The organism is Rhizobium sp. BK212 (assembly GCF_014197475.1).
Classification (GTDB): domain Bacteria; phylum Pseudomonadota; class Alphaproteobacteria; order Rhizobiales; family Rhizobiaceae; genus Rhizobium; species Rhizobium anhuiense.
In genome coordinates, this window is sequence record NZ_JACIFS010000006.1 from 269,757 (window position 1) to 286,989 (window position 17,233).

General features: G+C 61.0%; 17 protein-coding genes, 3 tRNA genes and 1 riboswitch. Of the genes, 15 read left to right on the forward strand and 5 right to left on the reverse strand.

The window, feature by feature from the left end; translation table 11 throughout:
• Positions 1-281 precede the first annotated feature (281 nt).
• The 4 genes from lon to FHT79_RS20715 all read left to right on the forward strand — a co-directional run bounded on the left by lon (position 282) and on the right by FHT79_RS20715 (position 6,770).
• Complete coding sequence (gene lon / locus FHT79_RS20700; protein WP_047616487.1) at positions 282-2,699, forward strand: endopeptidase La; 2,418 nt, start codon at positions 282-284, stop codon at positions 2,697-2,699.
• A gap of 206 nt (positions 2,700-2,905) precedes the next feature.
• Complete coding sequence (hupB, locus tag FHT79_RS20705) at positions 2,906-3,181, forward strand: DNA-binding protein HupB (protein ID WP_003558438.1); 276 nt, start codon at positions 2,906-2,908, stop codon at positions 3,179-3,181.
• A 148-nt stretch (positions 3,182-3,329) separates the two neighbouring features.
• Positions 3,330-3,483, forward strand: a riboswitch (FMN riboswitch).
• A gap of 93 nt (positions 3,484-3,576) precedes the next feature.
• On the forward strand, positions 3,577-4,476 hold the full coding sequence (locus FHT79_RS20710) for a DMT family transporter (protein WP_082849682.1): 900 nt from the start codon (positions 3,577-3,579) through the stop codon (positions 4,474-4,476).
• A 95-nt stretch (positions 4,477-4,571) separates the two neighbouring features.
• A complete protein-coding gene (locus tag FHT79_RS20715; RefSeq protein ID WP_246714036.1) occupies positions 4,572-6,770 on the forward strand; it encodes an esterase-like activity of phytase family protein in 2,199 nt (732 codons plus the stop codon).
• A 562-nt stretch (positions 6,771-7,332) separates the two neighbouring features.
• On the opposite strand, the gene FHT79_RS20720 is transcribed toward FHT79_RS20715, so the two are convergent.
• Positions 7,333-8,319 carry an aldo/keto reductase gene (locus FHT79_RS20720; protein ID WP_047616494.1) on the reverse strand — a complete coding sequence of 329 codons (987 nt, stop codon included), beginning with the start codon at positions 8,317-8,319 and terminating at the stop codon, positions 7,333-7,335.
• 242 nt (positions 8,320-8,561) lie between these two features.
• On the opposite strand from FHT79_RS20720, the gene FHT79_RS20725 reads away from it, so the two are divergent.
• Positions 8,562-8,963 (forward strand): cupin domain-containing protein, encoded by a 402-nt coding sequence (locus FHT79_RS20725; protein ID WP_245294555.1) that lies wholly within the window; start codon positions 8,562-8,564, stop codon positions 8,961-8,963.
• Between the two features lie 5 nt (positions 8,964-8,968).
• On the opposite strand, the gene FHT79_RS20730 is transcribed toward FHT79_RS20725, so the two are convergent.
• A complete protein-coding gene (locus FHT79_RS20730; protein ID WP_047616496.1) occupies positions 8,969-9,574 on the reverse strand; it encodes a class I SAM-dependent methyltransferase in 606 nt (201 codons plus the stop codon).
• A 165-nt stretch (positions 9,575-9,739) separates the two neighbouring features.
• On the opposite strand from FHT79_RS20730, the gene FHT79_RS20735 reads away from it, so the two are divergent.
• Both FHT79_RS20735 and FHT79_RS20740 read left to right on the forward strand, forming a co-directional pair.
• Positions 9,740-10,093 carry a hypothetical protein gene (locus tag FHT79_RS20735; protein ID WP_018241586.1) on the forward strand — a complete coding sequence of 118 codons (354 nt, stop codon included), beginning with the start codon at positions 9,740-9,742 and terminating at the stop codon, positions 10,091-10,093.
• A 131-nt stretch (positions 10,094-10,224) separates the two neighbouring features.
• Complete coding sequence (locus tag FHT79_RS20740) at positions 10,225-10,773, forward strand: glutathione peroxidase (protein ID WP_183904016.1); 549 nt, start codon at positions 10,225-10,227, stop codon at positions 10,771-10,773.
• A gap of 45 nt (positions 10,774-10,818) precedes the next feature.
• Here FHT79_RS20740 and FHT79_RS32515 read toward each other — a convergent pair whose 3' ends face one another.
• The 3 genes from FHT79_RS32515 to FHT79_RS20750 all read right to left on the reverse strand — a co-directional run bounded on the left by FHT79_RS32515 (position 10,819) and on the right by FHT79_RS20750 (position 12,054).
• Positions 10,819-11,031, reverse strand: coding sequence for a hypothetical protein (locus FHT79_RS32515; RefSeq protein ID WP_097543053.1), 213 nt, complete (start codon positions 11,029-11,031; stop codon positions 10,819-10,821).
• A gap of 447 nt (positions 11,032-11,478) precedes the next feature.
• Positions 11,479-11,877 carry a hypothetical protein gene (locus FHT79_RS20745; protein ID WP_183904017.1) on the reverse strand — a complete coding sequence of 133 codons (399 nt, stop codon included), beginning with the start codon at positions 11,875-11,877 and terminating at the stop codon, positions 11,479-11,481.
• Between the two features lie 101 nt (positions 11,878-11,978).
• Positions 11,979-12,054: transfer RNA gene (locus FHT79_RS20750), tRNA-Val, on the reverse strand.
• Between the two features lie 416 nt (positions 12,055-12,470).
• Here FHT79_RS20750 and FHT79_RS20755 point away from each other — a divergent pair.
• The 8 genes from FHT79_RS20755 to FHT79_RS20790 all read left to right on the forward strand — a co-directional run bounded on the left by FHT79_RS20755 (position 12,471) and on the right by FHT79_RS20790 (position 17,227).
• Positions 12,471-12,547, forward strand: a tRNA-Asp gene (locus FHT79_RS20755).
• A gap of 85 nt (positions 12,548-12,632) precedes the next feature.
• Positions 12,633-12,709 (forward strand) — tRNA-Asp (locus tag FHT79_RS20760).
• A gap of 246 nt (positions 12,710-12,955) precedes the next feature.
• Positions 12,956-13,321, forward strand: a complete 366-nt coding sequence (locus FHT79_RS20765; protein WP_010055493.1) for an NADH-quinone oxidoreductase subunit A — start codon at positions 12,956-12,958, stop codon at positions 13,319-13,321.
• Positions 13,312-13,896, forward strand: a complete 585-nt coding sequence (locus FHT79_RS20770) for an NADH-quinone oxidoreductase subunit B (protein ID WP_003578567.1) — start codon at positions 13,312-13,314, stop codon at positions 13,894-13,896. Before FHT79_RS20765 ends, FHT79_RS20770 begins: the two co-directional genes overlap by 10 nt.
• A 19-nt stretch (positions 13,897-13,915) precedes the next feature.
• A complete protein-coding gene (locus tag FHT79_RS20775; protein ID WP_097543026.1) occupies positions 13,916-14,518 on the forward strand; it encodes an NADH-quinone oxidoreductase subunit C in 603 nt (200 codons plus the stop codon).
• A gap of 63 nt (positions 14,519-14,581) precedes the next feature.
• The gene (locus FHT79_RS20780; protein ID WP_047616506.1) at positions 14,582-15,772 is read left to right on the forward strand and encodes an NADH-quinone oxidoreductase subunit D; all 1,191 of its coding nucleotides are present in this window, start codon (positions 14,582-14,584) and stop codon (positions 15,770-15,772) included.
• Entirely contained in the window at positions 15,772-16,044 is a 273-nt protein-coding gene (locus tag FHT79_RS20785; RefSeq protein ID WP_047616508.1) for a hypothetical protein, read from the forward strand. The genes FHT79_RS20780 and FHT79_RS20785 overlap by 1 nt, the downstream gene beginning before the upstream one ends.
• 16 nt (positions 16,045-16,060) lie before the next feature.
• Positions 16,061-17,227: an NADH-quinone oxidoreductase subunit E gene (locus FHT79_RS20790; protein WP_183904018.1), complete on the forward strand. Its 1,167-nt coding sequence runs from the start codon at positions 16,061-16,063 to the stop codon at positions 17,225-17,227.
• Positions 17,228-17,233: the final 6 nt, after the last annotated feature.

The following is a 17,233-nucleotide window of genomic DNA, read 5'->3' on the forward strand; positions in this document are numbered from 1 at the left end:
TGCGCAAAGGGGAGTGCTTGGCAATGATGCGGTGATTCCGTAAGCCTATTGTTGGCGTTTGTATTTTAGCCGGGTCGGAAGTGGTAAGCGCCGGTCCAGCCACGCGCTTCATAGTGTTGGCGTTCCGTTGTAACAAAGCCGTCACATCCGGGGAACGCGGGCGTTAGCGTGGCTTGAAAAGCGTAGTCAGAACCTCCACTTGTAGCAACAAGTGAGAGTGCCGGCCGGTCCCAAGCGGCCGTGCAGAGAGCCCGGTAACGGGACGATGGAAAGGACATAAAATGACGAAGAAAACGTCTGTAGCGAGCAGCACTGCCTACCCTGTTCTGCCCCTGCGCGACATCGTGGTTTTCCCGCATATGATCGTGCCGCTGTTCGTCGGACGGGAAAAGTCGATCCGTGCGCTCGAAGAGGTCATGGGTTCCGACAAGCAGATCATGCTGGTGACGCAGATCAACGCCAGTGACGACGATCCGGATCCGTCCGCGATCCACAATGTCGGCACCGTGGCGAACGTGTTGCAGCTCCTGAAGCTGCCCGACGGCACCGTCAAGGTTCTGGTTGAAGGCCGCGCCCGCGCCGAGATCGACACCTATACCAGCCGCGAGGATTTCTATGAGGCGCTCGGCCATGTGCTCGAGGAGCCGCATGACGATCCGGTCGAACTGGAAGCCTTGTCGCGTTCGGTCGTCTCCGAATTCGAGAGCTATGTGAAGCTCAACAAGAAGATTTCGCCCGAAGTGGTCGGCGCCGCCAGCCAGATCGACGACTATTCCAAGCTCGCCGATACGGTCGCCTCGCATCTGTCGATCAAGATCACCGAGAAGCAGGAGATGCTGGAGACGACCAGCGTCAAACAGCGCCTCGAAAAAGCTCTCGGCTTCATGGAAGGCGAGATCTCGGTCCTGCAGGTCGAAAAGCGTATCCGCTCGCGCGTCAAGCGCCAGATGGAGAAGACCCAGCGCGAATATTATCTCAACGAGCAGATGAAGGCGATCCAGAAGGAGCTCGGCGACGGCGAGGAAGGCCGCGACGAGATGAGCGAACTGGAAGAGCGCATCTCCAAGACCAAGCTGTCCAAGGAAGCCCGTGAAAAGGCCGATGCGGAACTGAAGAAGCTGCGCCAGATGAGCCCGATGTCGGCGGAAGCCACCGTCGTGCGCAATTATCTGGACTGGCTGCTCGGCATTCCGTGGGGCAAGAAGTCGAAGATCAAGGCCGATCTCAACAATGCCGAGAAGATCCTCGAAGCCGATCACTTCGGTCTCGACAAGGTCAAGGAGCGCATCGTCGAATATCTGGCCGTGCAGGCCCGCGCCACCAAGATCAAGGGCCCGATCCTTTGCCTCGTCGGCCCTCCGGGCGTCGGCAAGACCTCGCTCGCCCAGTCGATCGCCAAGGCGACCGGCCGTGAGTATGTCCGCATGGCGCTTGGCGGCGTTCGCGACGAAGCCGAAATCCGCGGTCACCGCCGCACTTATATCGGCTCGATGCCCGGCAAGGTCATTCAGTCGATGAAGAAGGCGAAGAAGTCCAACCCGCTCTTCCTGCTCGACGAGATCGACAAGATGGGCATGGACTTCCGCGGTGACCCGTCCTCGGCTCTGCTCGAAGTGCTCGATCCGGCGCAGAACTCGACCTTCATGGACCACTACCTGGAAGTCGAATACGACCTGTCGGACGTGATGTTCATCACGACGGCGAATACGCTGAACATTCCGGCACCCCTGATGGACCGCATGGAAATCATCCGTATCGCCGGCTACACCGAGGATGAAAAGCGCGAGATCGCCAAGCGGCACCTCCTGCCGAAGGCCATCAAGGAACATGCGTTGCAGCCGGAGGAATTCTCGGTCAGCGACGATGCCCTGATGGCGATCAGCCAGCAGTACACCCGCGAAGCCGGTGTCCGCAGCTTCGAACGCGAATTGATGAAGCTCGCCCGCAAGGCGGTCACCGAGATCATCAAGGGCAAGACGAAGTCCGTTCACGTGACGGCCGCCAACATCTCCGACTATCTGGGCGTCCCGCGCTTCCGCCATGGCGAAGCCGAGGGCGAGGATCAGGTCGGCGTCGTGACCGGTCTTGCCTGGACGGAGGTCGGCGGCGAGCTGCTGACCATCGAAGGTGTGATGATGCCGGGCAAGGGCCGCATGACGGTCACCGGCAATCTGAAGGACGTCATGAAGGAATCGATCTCGGCAGCGGCCTCCTATGTCCGCTCGCGCGCCGTCGATTTCGGCATCGAGCCGCCGCGCTTCGACAAGAGCGACATCCACGTGCACGTGCCGGAAGGCGCGACACCGAAGGACGGCCCCTCGGCCGGCGTCGCCATGGCAACCGCGATCGTCTCGATCATGACCGGTATCCCGGTGAGCAGGCATGTGGCCATGACCGGTGAAATCACCCTTCGCGGCCGTGTGCTGCCGATCGGCGGTCTCAAGGAAAAGCTGCTCGCAGCGCTTCGCGGCGGCATCAAGAAGGTGCTGATTCCGGAGGAAAACGCCAAGGACCTGGCGGAGATTCCGGATAACGTGAAGAACAACATGGAGATCATCCCGGTATCCCGCATGGGCGAGGTGATCAAGCATGCGCTGATCCGGCGGCCGGAGCCGATCGAATGGGACGGCACGGTGGAAACGCCCGTCATCGCAACGGTCGAAGGCCTCGATGAGACGGGCGCAACCATAGCGCATTGAGTGGCCTGTGCCACATTTATGCCCCATTGGGACAAAACAGACAAAAAGGCTGGCGGAAACGCCAGCCTTTTTTGTGAAAACGTCATGTAGACGCTTGCTTTTCCTTGATTTGCAGGGCTTTTGGGTTTCCGGCGGGCCTGATGAAACCTATTCTGCGCCTAGCTTACATTTGAGTCGTTTCATACCATTTAGAAAGGGGTGGAAACATGAACAAGAATGAACTCGTGTCCGCAGTAGCCGAAAAGGCAGGACTGACGAAGTCTGACGCGGCTTCCGCTGTTGACGCGGTTTTCGACGTTGTCCAGGCTGAACTCAAGAACAAGGGCGACATCCGCCTCGCGGGTTTCGGCAGCTTCACCGTTTCTCATCGCGCTGCAACGAAGGGCCGTAACCCGTCCACGGGCGCTGAAGTCGACATTCCGGCTCGCAACGTGCCGAAATTCACGCCCGGCAAGGGCCTGAAGGACGCCGTCAACGGCTGATCTGAGATTATCCGCCAACCGGAAACGAGACCGGTTGTGCAGGATTTGAGAGGGGTTCGGCTTTGCCGGACCCTTTTTGCTTTTGGCAGCCCTCTTGCCTTTTTGCTTTGGCTGACCTTGCTGTCGCGCGGGCTTTAATTTACGACATTTCTGTTCTCAGGGCGGGGTGAAACTCCCCACCGGCGGTAAGGGTCTCGACTCAAGCCCGCGAGCGCCTTCTCTCGCGTCGAAGCGGGGAGGGGTCAGCAGATCCGGTGCGATTCCGGAGCCGACGGTTAAAGTCCGGATGGAAGAGAATGAGTGTCGGCTGTGCGAAGGGCAGAGGTCTGCCCGTGTCGCTTGGTCGTGGCTCATGCGTCCTGATTTATGTTGGTCCCTGGTTTCGGATGAAAGACATGAATCAGACTTCCCTAGCCGCAGAGCCGTCTCGCGCCGTCATCGGCGCCCTCTGGATGGTCCTTGCCGGCATTGCTTTTTCGCTTCTCAACGTCGTCACCCAATGGCTGACGATGAAGCTTGCCTTCCCCTCGGCCTCGGCCGCCTTCTGGCAATATGGCTTCGCCTTCCTGTTTTCGCTGCCCTTCCTGCGTAGGCTCGGTCTTGCGGCGATGCGCACGCGCTATCCCTGGCGTCACCTAGCGCGCGTGGTACTTGCCGCGCTCGGCGTCGAGGCCTGGGTCGCCGGCCTTGCTTCGGTGCCGATCTGGCAGGCGATCGCACTGGTGATGACTTCGCCCTTCTTCATCATTATGGGCGCCCGGCTTTTCCTTGGCGAGCGCGTCGGCCCGGCCCGCTGGGCCGCGACCGCAGCCGGTTTCACCGGAGCGATGATCATCCTGCAGCCATGGTCGGACGGCTTTGGCTGGGCGGCTCTCCTGCCCGTGCTCTCGGCGCTATTGTGGGGCGCCTCGTCGCTGATCACCAAGAGCCTGACGGGCATCGAACGGCCGGAGACGATCACCGTCTGGCTGCTCGTGCTGCTGACGCCGATCAATGGCGGGCTGGCGCTCGCGGCGGGTTTTGCCGTGCCGACCGGGGCGACCCTTGCCCTGTTCCTGCTGGCGGGGCTTTTGACCGCGGCAGCCCAGTATTTCCTCACTCTTGCCTATGCCGCGGCCGATGCCGCCTATGTCCAGCCTTTCGACGATCTGAAGCTGCCGCTGAACGTGCTGGCCGGTTGGCTGTTCTTCGGCTATGCGCCGGCGGGCTACCTTTGGCTGGGGGCGGCTCTGATCCTCTCCGCATCGCTCTTCATCATGCGAAACGAGATGCGCAGGGAGCGCAAACCCGCCTGAGATGATCAGCTACAAAATGCCGCCTCTGTCATGCCTCTGTCATGCCGCTCCCGCAGAAAACTCATGTTTCGAATATTCGACACATGGGGGATTTCATGACCATTTCATCGCGCAAGGCAGCGCTTGCTGCCGTGCTTCTCGCATCCGTCGCCTTTCCGGCCGCGGCCGAACCAGTTTTCAACCGCATCGCTTCCTTCCCGGTCGCCCAGAACCTGCCTGATGACAAGGACAAGCTGTCGGTCAGCTCCGCCGAAATCATCACTGCGACCGACGACGGCAACACGCTGATCTATAGCGACAGCCCGCTCGGCGCGATCGGCTTCATCGACATCACCGACGCCAAGGCTCCGAAAGCCGGCGGCGCTGTCATGATGGACGGTGAGCCGACCTCGGTCACCTCGAGCGCCGGCAAGGCGCTCGTCGCCGTCAACACCTCCGAAAGCAAGGCAAAGCCCTCGGGGCGTCTCGCGATCGTCGATGTCGCGACCAGGAAGATCGAGAGCACTTGCGATCTCGGCGGCCAGCCGGATTCGATCGCCCTCAACAAGGACAAGACGCTCGGCGCCATCGCCATCGAAAACGAGCGTGACGAAGAGGTCAATGACGGCAAGATCCCGCAGATGCCGGCCGGCGACCTCGTCGTCTTCCAGCTCAGGAACGGCGCCGTCGATTGCGGCACCATCAAGCATGTGGCGCTGACCGGCCTTGCCGGCGTCGCCCCGGAGGACCCGGAGCCGGAATTCGTCGCCTTCAACGGGTTGAACGAGATCGCGCTGACGCTGCAGGAAAACAACGAGATCGTCATCATCGACGCCAATACGGCCGCGGTGAAGACGCATTTCTCCGCCGGCAGCGTCGATCTGACCGGCATCGACACCAAGCGTGACGGCGCCCTGAAATTTTCAGGCGAATCCAAGGGCGTGCTGCGCGAGCCCGACGCCGTGAAGTGGCTCGACGACAACCGCCTCGTCGTCGCCAATGAAGGCGACTACCAGGGCGGCTCGCGTGGTTTCACCATCTTCGACAAGACCGGCAAGCTTCTCTACGAATCGGGCGCATCCTTCGAACGCGCTGTCGCCCATATCGGCCACTATCCGGAAAGCCGGTCGGGATCGAAGGGCGTCGAGCCCGAAGGTCTCGAAGCCGCCAAGTTCGGCGACGAGCAATATTTCTTCCTGCTCGCCGAACGCGCCTCGGTTGCCGGCGTCTACAAGGACACCGGGGCCGATCCTGAACTCGTCCAGCTGCTCCCGTCCGGCATTTCGCCGGAAGGCGCGATCGCCATTCCTGCGCGCAATCTGCTTGCGACCGCCAACGAGCTCGATCTCGGCAAGGACGGCGGGGCGCGCTCGCATGTGATGATCTATGAGCGCTCGGAAGGCGAAAAGGCCTATCCGCAGATCGTATCCGCCGACAAGGACGGCAATCCGATCGGCTTTGCGGCCCTTTCGGGTCTTGCTGCCGTTCCGGGCAAGCCGGGCATGCTCTATGCCGTCAGCGACAGCGTTCTCGGCTCGCAGCCGACGATCTACACGATCGATGCCAGCAAGAAGCCGGCCGTCATCACCGAGGCCCTTGTCGTCAGGCGTGACGGCGCTCCGGCCCAGAAGCTCGACATCGAAGGCATCGCGGCTGCCGCCGACGGCTCCTTCTGGCTCGCCTCGGAAGGCTACAGTGAACGTCTCGTTCCGCACGCCCTCTATAACGTCAATGCCAAGGGCGACATCAAGGCCGAGATCGCCCTGCCGAAGGAGCTTGCCGCCAACGAAATCCGCTACGGCTTCGAAGGCGTGACCATTGTCGGCACCGGTGACGATACGACACTCTGGATGGCGGTGCAGCGCGAGTGGGGTGACGACGAGAAGGGCTTCGTCAAGCTCGTCTCCTACAATCCGAAGAGGAAGGAATGGGGCGCCGTGCGCTATCCGCTCGACAAGACGGAAAGCGGCTGGGTCGGCCTGTCGGAAATCTCGGCCCAGGGCGACAGCGTCTACATCATCGAGCGCGACAACCTCGTCGGCGATGCCGCCAGGCTGAAGAAGCTCTACAAGGTCGCGATATCGGAGCTGAAGCCCGCCAAGCTTGGCGGTGCACTGCCGGTCGTCAAGAAGACCGAAGCACACGACTTCCTCGGTGAACTCAAGACCGCGACCAACGGCTATGTGCTCGACAAGCTCGAAGGCTTCACCTTCGACGCCTCGGGCAAACCCTACGCGGTCACCGACAATGACGGCGTCAGCGACTCCTCCGGCGAGACACTGTTCTTCCCGGTCGATCTCGTCGGCACCAACTGAGTGGTCATAGGCGGAAGAAAACAAGAGGCCGGGCGAAAGCCCGGCCTTTGTCCTGTTACGTATCGTACAAAAGGCGCGCGAGGAGCAGAGAGGTCACGGCATATCCTCTTCTCCCCTCGGGGAAAGGTGCCGGCAGGCGGATGCGGCGGCGCCAAGCCCACGTAAAAATTGCAGCTGTGCTCGTATTCCTCGCTGCCCTTGCTCCAAAGGTCGCCCCACGCTCCGTCATCCTCGGGCTTGACCCGAGGATCTACGTTGGCCTCCATCAGGGGCGGGCATGGATCCCAGGCTCAAGGCCTGGGATGACGGAGGTTGGGGGCCTGTTTCTGCCAAACTCGACGTCCGCACAGCGGATGATGCATCACGCTTTCTGATCCAACGTGATGCCGTGTGGCCCCTTCATCCGCCCTACGGGCACCTTTGCCTGGGTTGAGCCACCGGTCTCAACCCGTCCTTCGGACCCCCGCTGGGGAGAAGAGGGAATCGAGAGGTTGCGGCTACTCCCCTTCGCCCGGCAAGTGGGCGTCCCGCCCAGTCCTGACAAAGAATCAGCACTCCGCCCCTACCAGCGCTGATGCACATGCGGCGCGATCAGCCGCTCGTAGATCTCGCGGGTTGCGGCCATGATGTCGGCCGAAAGCGGGGCAAGGTCGGCGGCGGCGGCGTTGGCTCTGGCTTGCTCGGCATTGCGGGCGCCGGGGATGACGACGGTGACGGCTTCAGCCATCAGGATCCAGCGGAGCGCGAAGGCGGCCATCGTGGCGCCTGCGGGCACCAGCTTGCGCACCTCTTCCACCGCCTGCAGGCCGACCTCGAAGGGCACGCCGGCGAAGGTCTCGCCGACATCGAAGGCCTCGCCGTGACGATTGAAATTACGGTGGTCGTCGCTGGCAAAGTGCGTGTCTCGGGTGATCTTGCCGGAGAGGAGACCGCTTGCGAGCGGCACGCGGGCGATGATCGCCACGTTCTTGCGGCGCGCCTCTTGGAAGAACAGGTGGTCGGGGCGCTGGCGGAAGATGTTGTAGATGATCTGGATGCTGACGACGCCGGGATATTCGATCGCCTTCAACCCGTCCTCGACCTTTTCGACGCTGACGCCGTAACCCTTGATCTTGCCGGCCTTCTGCAGCGCGTCCAGGCTCTCGAAGACCTCCGGTTGGTAAAGCACCTCGCGCGGCGGGCAGTGCAGTTGCACGAGGTCGAGGCTGTCGACCACGAGGTTCTTGAGGCTGCGATCGATGAAGCCTTCGAGATTGGCCGTGGTGTAGCCTTCGGCGACATGCGGGTTGAGGCGGCGGCCGGCCTTGGTGGCGACCATCGGGCGGGCGCCGCCGCGCGTCTTCAGCACGTCGGCGATGATTTTTTCCGAGCGGCCGTCGCCGTAGACATCAGCCGTATCGATGAATGTCATGCCGGCATCGAGTGCGGCATTCAGGGCGGCGCGTCCGTCCGCCTCGCTGATATCGCCCCAGGAGCCGCCGATCTGCCAGGCGCCGAAGCCGACATTGGTGACGGTGAAGGGCATGCGGCCAAAAGCATGGTGTTTCATGAAAAATCCTCCCTACTGCATGTCGCCTGAAACTGTGTAGGGATAACGACATGCATAAAAACAAAGAGCCAAGGCGCGTCGCATGAAGCAAGCGCGATGCGATGCGCTTTGGTGATGAAAGACATTGGAATTATCAGTCGGGCGACTTTGCGGCAATTGTCGATCCGGCTTTGATTGGCCGCCTCGATGAAATATCGTTCCGCCACAAGGCTTCAACCGCAATGAATGGAAAAGGAAAGATCATGGAGATCAAACCCGCCGGCTCTCGCCCCTCGACGAAGCCACCGGCCGACTATTTCACCGGCGCCGTCCGCCAGGATCCGCTGATGGAAGCGCCGGCACCGGCCCGGGCGAGGGCGGTCTCCGTCACCTTCGAACCCGGCGCCCGCACGGCCTGGCATACGCATCCGCTCGGCCAGACACTGATCGTCACATCAGGCAAGGGCCTCGCCCAGAGCTGGGGCGGGGACATCCGCGAAATCCGCCCAGGCGATACCGTCTGGTTCGCACCTGATGAAAAACATTGGCACGGTGCCGCCCCGGATACGGCGATGACGCATATCGCCGTGCACGAGGCGCTGGACGGCAGCCATGTCGACTGGATGGAAAAGGTCAGCGACGAGCAATATTCCGGCAAAGTGTGAGCGGATCAGAGCCGTTTCAGGCAATAGGAAAAATGCGCGTGCGATTCGACCGTCAGGAACTCGAATTGCCAGCCGTAATCCTTGCAGAACTTGGTGACCGCCTCGACGACGCCATAGACGATCGGTTTGACCGTATTGCCGGTGCAGAAATCATGCCCGGCAATGCGCCCCGTCCGCTTCACCTTCTTGTCGCAGAGCAGCAGTTCCTGCCAGGTGAGGTCGAAGGAATGGTCGGTATCGATATAGGCCCAGTCGAGGAAATCGTCCTCGAACTCGGCAAGCTTCTCCAGCGACGTGCCTTGCATCAGGTGCAGCCGGCCGGCCGCGATCTCGGCCGCGAAATTCGTGTGGATCGCGTCTAACCCGGAGCTGTAGCGATCCATCGACCAGGGATCGATGAGGTAGAGCTGCGCCGGCCGGTTCTTTTCCAGGATCTCTGCCGTATATTCGCCGAAGGCTGCGCCCACTTCGACGCCGATGCCGCCGTTCGGGATGCGATAGAGCAATTCGCCGCGGTCCGGCAGCAGCCGGGCGTTTTCCATGTGATGGGCGCTGAGCGGCGTGCGCGGCATGCTCGCCCGGAGCGCCTGCCTTTCTTCACGTGTCTTCATCTCTGATCTCGGGATTGCGGGCGACTGACGGCCCTGATGCGGTTTGACGGGAAGGTAGGAGCGACTGGTGCCGATGACAACCGCATGACGGGAATTTGCTTCTTTTCGACAAACCGCTAAGTTCCATCTGTGAACTGACGAAAAAGCCTCGGGAGGAGCGATTTCATGAGACGCATGTGGCCTGAAGAATTCAACGCCATCATCAGCGGAGCTGAGGAGGTGATGTTGGAAACACCAGCCGAGGCCGGCGAAGCGCCGCTGCAGCGCAAGGCGCTGAAGGCGCGAATCACCATGCAGGATTATGAGCGGATCTGGCCGCTCGCCGAGATGCGCTTCCGGCTTGGCGAAAGGGATGGCAAGGCCATCACCCTGATCACCACCAATCCCCATTACCATGCCTGGCACCCGAAGGACGGCGGCAGCGTCGATTCCGTGTCGGACAGCGGCCGCCATTACAAGACGGACTATCTCGTCGTGCACTTCCTGCTCGACGATGTGAAGGAAACATCTCCCGCCTGAGGCTCAGGCCCGGTGCGGCCGGAAGCCGCACCGGCGTCCCGTGAAAGTCAAGTTGATCCCGACGTTGATGACAACGGCGGCGATATCGCTAAGCTTGCGCGCAACATATCCTTTAGAAATTGGAGGTTCCCGTGACGGGCAACGTGCTGGATATCCCGGTCAAGACTGTGGATGGTCGCGAGACCACGCTCAACGAATACAAGGGCAGGGTGCTCCTGGTCGTCAATGTCGCCTCGAAATGCGGGCTCACGCCGCAATATGAGGGGCTGGAAAAGCTCTATGGGGAAAAGCGCGAGCGCGGCTTCGTCATCGCCGCCTTCCCCGCCAACGACTTCAAGGGCCAGGAACCCGGCACCGACGCCGAGATCCTCGACTTCTGCACCAGCACCTATGACGTTACCTTCCCGATCTTCTCGAAGATCTCAGTCAAGGGCGAGGCGCAGCACCCGCTTTACCGGCAACTGACCAAGTCGGGCGTGAAGACCACGGGCGACGGGCCGATGCGCGAGCGCCTGAAATCCCACGGCATGACAGGCGGCGACGAGGACGACATCCTCTGGAACTTCGAAAAATTCCTGATCGGCCGCGACGGCAGAGTCGCCGCCCGTTTCGCACCTGACGTGACCGCAGATGATTCGCGGCTGGTTTCGGCGGTGGATAAGGAATTGGCGAAGAAATGAAGGCCCTCGGGCGACACCAGTGGCGTCTGGACTCTCAGATAGTCTTCAGATTCCAAGCACGGTCACAAGCGGGGGCGTAAAGTCCTTGTAGCCCAGTCTCGGCCAGTCACACCTTCTGTCGAATCGCGTTTTTGGTTCGTGGCGCTGGCATTTCGGATTCGTCTTGAAGGCGTATCCGGGCAGGCTGACATAGATGGCACTTGGCGTACAAAGGGCAATCGCGATGCACAGCGTCAATGCGGAGCATAGGGTCCTCATGACAGACCTCCAGACGTCGTAAGCCTTCAAGCGCGGAGACTTTCCGGGCGGCGAATTCTCCCACTTTTGCAGGTCTCCATCCATTCGCCCAATAGGAAGTGGCGCGAAGGCGGGGAGTAGCCCGTTTTGTGGAGCGCTGCGGGGATGGCGTATCTGAAGCTGCCGGGCGTAACGCCTTGGTGCGCGGGAACGTCTTGCCGAATGCCGCTTCGAGAACGCAGACCTACCCGCACTCGGCCACGGTCGCAGTCACTCCAGCCAGAAGCGGGCAGAGATTTTGATAGCATGAGGTTGATATAGGACTGATCGTCGCTTCGCCTTACGTCGCTCTAATGGTGGACGATTCGCGGCTGGTTTCGACGGTGGACCAAGAACGGGCGAAGCGATGAAATGGTGGCGGTGAGTGCCCGCCAGACGGAAGGCGTACCCATCACCCCAATCACCCAGTCACTTCTGCGTCAGAGAAAATGAGAAGGCGCATCGGGCGCCGCTCATAAATGAAACGCGGTTCTGGAAAAACGAAAACCTATATTCATCGCCACTTTGACCGCTGTCTCTAAAAGATGCGGGGAATCGGCTGATTTTGCTGAAGACGCCGCGCTGGCTGGCTTTCATGATTTCCAGGCTGCAGGCCGAATTGTCGGCATCGACCGAAAAAACAATCGGCAGATCCGACTGCATTCTCAGGAGATATGTTCTGGCTTCGCGGCCCGGAGTTTCTCCCGACGTCGTCATCGTCTGGTCTCCGGCAGACAGGAACACCTCTTGCGCGGGCTCCTTGGCAATGCACGGCGGCGCAGCCACGCTGGCGAGAAGCAGCGCGGAGGTGATGGCAACGGTTTTCATGAGGTGTCTCCTGACGAAACACCTTGCGCAGATCGCGAGCGCATTAGCGAGCGAATTCGGAATCCCGAATCGGATGGACAAGCAGCGGGAAAGTTTGGAAATGGTGGGCGATGAGAGACTCGAACTCCCGACATCCTCGGTGTAAACGAGGCGCTCTACCAACTGAGCTAATCGCCCATCGCAAACGAAGCCGGATCGGCCTGCCGCGTTGGTGGCCGTGATCTATGCGGATCGCGGCAAAACCGCAAGAGTGTTTGTGAAGATTTTTTGATTTTTTTGGTGGTGCTTCCGTGTCTGGCCCCGTGTCTGGCAATGCCGCTTAGGTTCGGCTCGGCTGTGGAAAAGTGAGGGGAGGGTGGCGAGCATCTCCGTTTCGAAGGCGCTGCGTCTGCGCCTGAGTATCGCTGCGGAACACGGAAGTGCCGGCTTTTGTTCGTCTGGCACCCAACCCGCCGAAACATTTCACAGACTGTCATGGTTTTGTCTCCAAACCTGCTTGACACTAAAAGACGAACCCCGTAGTTAGCCGCTCATCGAAACGGGCAGCCGTTTTGGTGAGGGTGCGAAGGCATCCGGACTGCTTGAAATGAATTGCGGGTGTAGCTCAGTTGGTTAGAGTGCCGGCCTGTCACGCCGGAGGTCGCGGGTTCGAGCCCCGTCACTCGCGCCATTTCAAGTCTTTGTAAAACGCAAATGTGATTTGTCGTTTGTCCGGTTTTCTTCAGCCTCGCGGCCGCCAATGGCCGATCATATGCGCGGGTGTAGCTCAGTCGGTTAGAGTGCCGGCCTGTCACGCCGGAGGTCGCGGGTTCGAGCCCCGTCACTCGCGCCATTTTCTTCCGAAAGCCATGCAGTTTCCAATGGTCAGACATGCAGCTTCAGGCAGCTTGCGTGGATTTGTCGCGACATCGTTGCATCTGCTTGATAATGTCCGCGCGCGACGCGTCGAATTGCCTCTGTAAATCTCTTGCGCCGGGGCGTCGGCTGCGCTAACCACGGCTTGTTGCAACGCACGTTCGCTTGCCGGGCATTTGCCCAAATGCGCGCCTGGCGCCTCCGGCAAGCAGGGATGAACATGATGACTGAACTGCTCAGTTCTTATATTCCGATCGCTATCTTCATCGCTATCGCGCTCGTTATCGGCCTGGCGCTGCTCATTGCGCCGTTCGCCGTGGCTTTCAAAGCGCCTGATTCGGAAAAGCTCTCGGCTTACGAATGCGGCTTCAACGCGTTCGACGACGCCCGCATGAAGTTCGACATCCGCTTCTACCTCGTATCGATCCTCTTCATCATCTTCGACCTCGAAGTCGCCTTCCTCTTCCCCTGGGCCGTTTCCTTCGGCGCCATCGGCTGGTTCGGCTTCTGGTCCATGATGGTCTTCCTTCTCGTGCTGACCATCGGCTTTATCTATGAATGGAAGAAGGGAGCCCTGGAATGGGAGTAGCCCCTGTGAGCAATCAGCCCCTCGTTGCCCAGCAGCCGAAGGGGATCATCGATCCCTCGACCGGCAAGCCGATCGGCAGCAACGACGCCTTTTTCGGCGAGATCAACAATGAGCTCGCCGACAAGGGTTTCCTTGTCACCTCGACCGACGAGCTGATCAACTGGGCCCGCACCGGCTCGCTGATGTGGATGACCTTCGGTCTGGCCTGCTGCGCCGTCGAAATGATGCAGCTGTCGATGCCGCGCTACGACGTCGAGCGCTTCGGCTTTGCGCCACGCGCCTCGCCGCGCCAGTCCGACGTGATGATCGTCGCCGGCACGCTGACCAACAAGATGGCGCCGGCGCTGCGCAAGGTCTATGACCAGATGCCCGAGCCGCGCTACGTCATCTCGATGGGCTCCTGCGCCAATGGCGGCGGCTATTATCACTATTCCTATTCGGTAGTGCGCGGTTGCGACCGCATCGTGCCGATCGACATCTACGTGCCGGGCTGTCCCCCCACGGCGGAGGCGCTGCTTTACGGCGTGCTTCTGCTGCAGAAGAAGATCCGGCGTACCGGCACGATCGAACGCTAAGGGTTAAGGACAAGGCAATATGAGTGAAGCCCTGACTGAGCTTGCGTCCTACCTTGGTGAAGCGCGCGGCAACCTGATCGCCGCATCGCAGACGAAGTATGGCGAGCTGACGGTGACGACGACGGGTGAAAACCTGGTCGCGCTGCTGACCTTTTTGCGCGACGACGCCAAATGCGGTTTCGTCAACCTGATCGATATTTGCGGCGTCGACTGGCCGCAGCGCGAGCTGCGTTTCGATGTCGTCTATCATCTGCTGTCGCCGAAGAAGAACCTGCGCATCCGCGTCAAGGTCGCGACCGACGAAGATACGCCGGTTCCCTCGGCCTGCGCCGTCTATCCCGGCGCCGACTGGTTCGAGCGCGAGACCTGGGATATGTACGGCGTGCTCTTCACCGGCCATCCGGACCTGCGCCGCATCCTCACCGATTACGGTTTCGAAGGCCACCCGCTGCGCAAGGACTTCCCGACGACAGGTTTCGTCGAGGTCCGTTACGACGACGCCGCGAAACGCGTCGTGTACGAGCCGGTCGAGTTGAAGCAGGAATTCCGCAACTTCGACTTCATGTCGCCATGGGAAGGCACCGACTATGTGCTGCCCGGTGATGAAAAAGCGAAGCAATAAATTAAAGGCGGCTGGCGGCTTTCGCCGCCACTCATCGGTTATCTGAGAACGCGAGCCATCGCCATGACAGAACATAACGTCCGCAACTTCAATATCAACTTCGGACCGCAGCATCCGGCGGCGCATGGCGTTCTTCGTCTTGTCCTGGAGCTTGACGGCGAAATTGTGGAGCGGGTCGATCCGCATATCGGCCTGTTGCATCGCGGCACCGAGAAGCTGATCGAGACCAAGACCTATCTTCAGGCCGTGCCCTATTTCGATCGCCTCGACTATGTCGCGCCGATGAACCAGGAGCATGCCTATGCGCTGGCCGTCGAAAAGCTGCTCGGCATCGAGATCCCGATCCGCGGCCAGCTGATCCGCGTGCTCTATTCGGAAATCGGCCGCATCCTCTCGCATCTTCTGAACGTCACCACGCAGGCCATGGACGTCGGGGCGCTGACGCCGCCGCTCTGGGGCTTCGAAGAGCGTGAAAAGCTGATGGTGTTTTACGAGCGCGCCAGCGGTTCGCGCATGCACGCTGCCTATGTTCGTCCGGGCGGCGTCCATCAGGACCTGCCGGAACAGCTCGTGCAGGATATCGGCGACTGGTGCGACCCCTTCCTGAAGGCGCTCGACGACATCGACGACCTGCTCACCGGCAACCGCATCTTCAAGCAGCGCAACGTCGATATCGGCGTCGTCTCCCTGGAAGACTGCTGGGCCTGGGGCTTTTCCGGCGTCATGGTGCGCGGTTCGGGCGCTGCCTGGGATCTGCGCCGCGCCCAGCCTTATGAATGTTATTCCGATCTCGAATTCGACATTCCGATCGGCAAGAACGGCGACAACTACGACCGCTACCTGATCCGCATGATCGAGATGCGCGAATCGGTCCGCATCATGAAGCAATGCGTCAATCGCCTGCTGTCCGATGCCAAGACCGGCCCCTTCTCGTCGATCGACGGCAAGGTCGTACCGCCGAAGCGCGGCGAGATGAAGCGCTCGATGGAAGCGCTGATCCACCACTTCAAGCTCTATACCGAAGGCTACCACGTGCCGGCCGGCGAAGTGTACGCCGCCGTCGAGGCGCCGAAGGGCGAGTTCGGCGTCTATCTCGTCTCCGACGGCTCCAACAAGCCTTATCGCTGCAAGATCCGCGCGCCGGGTTATGCCCATCTGCAGGCGATGGACTTCATGTGCCGCGGCCATCAGCTTGCCGACGTCGCGGCCGTGCTCGGCTCGCTCGACATCGTCTTCGGCGAGGTGGACCGCTGATGCAGCTTCTGCCGCTGGCCGTCGCACTCCTTCTTTCGGCATCCGGAGTTTCGGCTCAGGAGGCCGATAGCCTCGGCACGCCGCTGGGCCATAAGGAAGAGACGCCGCCGGCGCAGCAATCGTCCATGGGCGAGCTTTTGTCCAAGGGCTATCAGATCAAGGCTGCCGTTCCGAACGGCGGCAAATTCGTAGTGTTTATGCAGAAAGACCAGTCGGCCTATGCCTGCGAAATGCAGTCTTTGACCGCTTCGCGGTGTGGAACCCTAAACTGACAAGGCGTGAGGAAGAATGTCCGTTCGTCGATTAGCCGAAGATCAATTTCAGCCTGCCGCATTCGCCTTCAGCGATGAGAATGCGGTCTGGGCGGACAAGACGATCCAGAAATACCCCGCCGGCCGCCAGCAATCGGCGGTCATTCCGCTGTTGATGCGGGCGCAGGAGCAGGATGGCTGGGTCACGCGCGCGGCGATCGAAAAGATCGCCGACATGCTCGACATGGCCTATATCAGAGTGCTCGAGGTCGCGACCTTCTATACGCAGTTCCAACTGCATCCTGTCGGCACGCGCGCCCATGTTCAGGTCTGCGGCACGACGCCCTGCATGCTGCGCGGCTCGGAAGCGCTGATGTCGGTCTGCAAGAGCAAGATCCATGCCCATGCCTTCGAGCGCAATGCCGAAGGCACGCTGTCCTGGGAAGAGGTCGAATGTCTCGGGGCCTGCGTCAACGCGCCGATGGTGATGATCGGCAAGGACACCTATGAGGACCTGACGCCCGAACGTCTCGAAGAGATCATCGACGTCTTTGCCGCCGGCAACGGCGCCAGCATCAAGCCCGGCACCCAGATCGACCGGATATTTTCAGCACCCGAAGGCGGCCCGACCTCGCTGACCACGGAAGAGCCGAAGGCCAGGACGCGCGCCAAGAAGGCCGATGCCGAAACCGTGTCGGCTCCGGTCGATGCCGCGCCGGTTCCGCCTTCCGAGGCCGCCCGCCCGAAGAGCACCGATGCCGAGACCAATGCAGCGCTGAAGACGCCGGCAACCGCACCGAAGGCAGCTGCGAAGAACGCCAAGGCCGCCGAAGAGCAGCCGATATCGGGCACGGCGGCTGCCGAACCGGCGCCGAAAGCTACCGTCAAGGCCGAAGCCGCCCCGTCGGCCAAGCCTTCCCTGACCGACAAGAACCGTCCGTCCGGCATCGAAAAGCCCGCAGCCCCGGATGATCTGAAGATGATCTCGGGCGTCGGTCCGAAGATCGAGGCGACGCTGAACGAAATCGGCATCTTCAGCTTCGCGCAGGTCGCGGGCTGGAAGAAGGCCGAACGCGAATGGGTCGACGGCTACCTGAACTTCCGCGGCCGCATCGAGCGCGATGACTGGGTCAAGCAGGCCAAGGCGCTCGCCAAGGGCGGGGAAGCGGAATATATCAAGGTCTTCGGCAAGAAGCCGCGGTAAGAGGTG